The sequence below is a fragment of the Vibrio sp. V42_P2S4T144 genome (genome assembly GCF_009904715.1).
Lineage (GTDB): Bacteria > Pseudomonadota > Gammaproteobacteria > Enterobacterales > Vibrionaceae > Vibrio > Vibrio alginolyticus.
This window is the reverse complement of record NZ_WXWS01000326.1, coordinates 1-3072: the sequence shown is the minus strand read 5'-3', so window position 1 is coordinate 3072 and position 3072 is coordinate 1. Positions and strand designations below refer to the sequence as shown.

At 46.0% G+C, this 3072-nt stretch carries 4 protein-coding genes; all 4 read left to right on the top strand.

Annotated features, from left to right (window positions below; genetic code table 11):
- Positions 1-652: OmpA family protein (locus CAG68_RS11335; RefSeq protein WP_161441159.1), on the top strand; the 652-nt coding region annotated here is incomplete at its 5' end.
- Complete coding sequence (locus CAG68_RS11330; protein WP_017820535.1) at positions 652-1983, top strand: sigma-54 interaction domain-containing protein; 1332 nt, start codon at positions 652-654, stop codon at positions 1981-1983. The genes CAG68_RS11335 and CAG68_RS11330, both read left to right, overlap by 1 nt.
- Positions 1984-1998: 15 nt before the next feature.
- Entirely contained in the window at positions 1999-2355 is a 357-nt protein-coding gene (fliE, locus tag CAG68_RS11325; RefSeq protein WP_005375045.1) for a flagellar hook-basal body complex protein FliE, read from the top strand.
- A gap of 3 nt (positions 2356-2358) precedes the next feature.
- Positions 2359-3072: flagellar basal-body MS-ring/collar protein FliF (gene fliF / locus CAG68_RS11320; protein WP_161441158.1), on the top strand; the 714-nt coding region annotated here is incomplete at its 3' end.

The window sequence follows — 3072 nt, the reverse complement described above, 5'->3', positions numbered from 1 at the left end:
GCTTTATAGAAAAGAATTTGGTTCCCTTGAATTTACTAAGCCGTCTCAGCGTTTCATCTTTAATAAAGGCGCTGAAGAATTCATGGATTCAATTGCTTCGGGTAGTTGGGTGACGCTGTCACTTAAAGGAAGTAATGCTTCCTCTGTTTCAGAGATTGTGATTCCTACTCTTCAAATTCAAAACGCATTGAAATCATTTAATGCGTGTCGCGCGCGATTGCCTAAATTGTCTTTTTCAGAGGCAAGGGATATGGCGCTCTCATTTGAGTTTGGTCAGAAGACGTTAAGTCGTGGACAGAAAGCAACACTAGAAGCGCTGTATAGCTATGTATCTGTGGATGATCGAGTGACCAAAATCCTCATCGACGGTCACACCGATAACGTTGGTTCAAGTTTAACGAACCTTTCTGTGTCACGTACTCGAGCAGAGCAAGTCACCAATGCTTTGATTGAGCTTGGGGTCGACGAGTCGATGATCGAAACACGAGCTCATGGTTCACGTTACCCAATTGCCAGCAATAACTCGGTTAATGGCCAAGCAAAAAACCGACGTGTCACCCTGCGTTTAGTGAGGGACAACGAGTATACGGCTACGAAACACCACCCAGATCTACAATCACAAAATCAACAAACGAAAGTTAAGGTTCAATGATGACGAAAACGAAAATTTTGTTGGTTGAGCCAAATGAAGCTCTTGCTCAACCAGTATTGGATGTGTTGCAAAATGCAGGTTACACCGCGAAACACACTCGTACTGGTCGAGGCGCTTTGCTTGAAGAGCGAGCAGAAATCACTTTAGTGAGCTCTACGCTGCCGGATATGTGTGTTCGTGAGTTTGTCGCGTGTCACCAAAAGCAGCGAAATTCGGGTGTTGTTATTGCGATTGTCGATCAAGAACAAGGCATCTTGGCTGCTGAGACGATGAAAGCGGGCGCTACTGATTATCTATTACGCCCATTTGAATCTAATCAGTTGGTTAATCTGCTTAAACGTGTTGAAGCGTTAGGTAAGCCAATGGCCAACATTGTTGCGGAGTCTTGGAGAAGCAAACAAGTTCTGCAATTGGCGCATCGTGCAGCATGTACTAACGCGAGTGTGCTTATTACAGGTGAATCGGGAACGGGTAAAGAAGTGCTGGCGCGATATGTGCATGAGCACTCTCCGCGTATCAATGGTCCATTTGTGGCGGTTAACTGTGCCGCCATTCCAGAGTCAATGTTAGAGGCTGTGCTATTCGGTCATGTAAAAGGCGCGTTCACCGGAGCGACAAATTCTCAAAGCGGTAAGTTTGAAGAAGCAAATGGCGGGACGATTCTGCTTGACGAGATTGGTGAAATGTCACCTGCGGTTCAAGCGAAATTGTTACGCGTCCTTCAAGAGCGTGAAGTAGAACGTGTTGGTAGCCATAAAGCCGTTCAGCTCGATATTCGTGTTATTGCGGCAACCAACAAAGACTTACGTGAGGAAGTTCAAAAAGGCACGTTCCGTGAAGATCTTTATTATCGATTAGATGTGCTGCCTCTGCACTGGCCGCCTTTGCGCGAAAGAAAAGAGGACATTCTACCGATTAGCCAATTCTTTATTGAAAAGTATCAAGATAGCAGCCGCTGTCACCTATCCCAAGATGCGATTAGTGCGCTGAGTCAGTATCACTGGCCGGGCAATATTCGTGAGTTGGAAAATGTCATTCAACGCGCTTTGGTCATGCGTCATGGTGATTACATTACAGCCCATGACCTGATGCTGCCTATTGAGCTTGTCGCGTCAGTTCCTACAGCAGAGCCAACTGCAAGTTTTGGTCATGTAGAAGCGAAGAAGCAAGCTGAATATCAGTTTATTTTGGAAAAGTTACGTCAGTTTGGTGGAAACCGAACGAAAACCGCAAACGCGCTTGGAGTCTCTACTCGAGCGCTACGCTACAAGCTCGCAGCAATGCGAGAACATGGTATTGATTTACAGTCGGCACTAGGCTCGGCTGCCTAATAGGAGAAAAAATAGATGGCAAGTCAACCTACTCATGCGGTCTCGGCAGAGCAACTTATGTTGTCAAAAATGCAGGCGATGCAGGCACAAGTGCAGCCGCCAGAGTTTATCGTGAGTGCAAATCCTTTAGATCAACAATCACTAAACGCACCTTTATCGTTCTCACAAGCGATGACAAATGTGTTGGATACAGTGAATCAACATCAATCAGTGGCTAGTCAAAAAATGACGGCCGTAGAAACAGGAAAAAGTGATGACCTAGTTGGTGCAATGGTCGCGAGCCAAAAAGCCAGCTTGTCCTTTAATGCTTTGATGCAAGTGCGCAACAAAGTCGTGACCTCATTTGAAGATATTATGAAGATGCCGGTGTAATTCATGTCAGAACTAACCCCCCAAGTCGCCGGAAACACAGCTATGGCTACCGGCACAGCACAGACATTTTCTACTGCCAACGGCATGGACGATGTGACAACGAAGCTGAAGCAAATCTGGTCTAGCAGTCAGAGAAACTTAGTGCTATCTGCGGTGTTAGCTGCGATTGTTGCAGCGATTATTGTGGTTGCACTATGGAGTTCCTCGCAGAGCTTTCGTCCGCTATATAGCCAGCAAGAGCGTTTTGATATCGGCGAAATTGTGTCGGTATTAGAAAGCGAAGGCGTAAGCTACCGCATGCAAGAGCAAAATGGACAAGTTCTTGTACCAGAAGGTGAGGTTGCGAAGGTACGCATGTTGCTTGCATCAAAAGGTGTCAAAGCTAAGCTGCCGACAGGTTTGGATTCGCTCAAGGAAGATAGCTCTCTTGGTACGAGCCAATTTATGGAAACGGCGCGTTATCGTCATGGTTTAGAAGGTGAGTTAGTACGTACTATCATGTCTTTGAACTCAGTAGCGAACGCGCGTGTTCATTTAGCAATACCTCGTCAAACTCTATTCGTCCGCCAAAACAGTGAGAATCCTTCAGCATCTGTCATGCTTGAGCTCAAACCTGGTGAAGACTTAAAGCCTGAACAAGTTGAAGCGATCATTAACCTAGTGGTCGGCAGTGTCACGGCAATGAAGCCAGAATTTGTTTCTGTCATTGACCAGTAT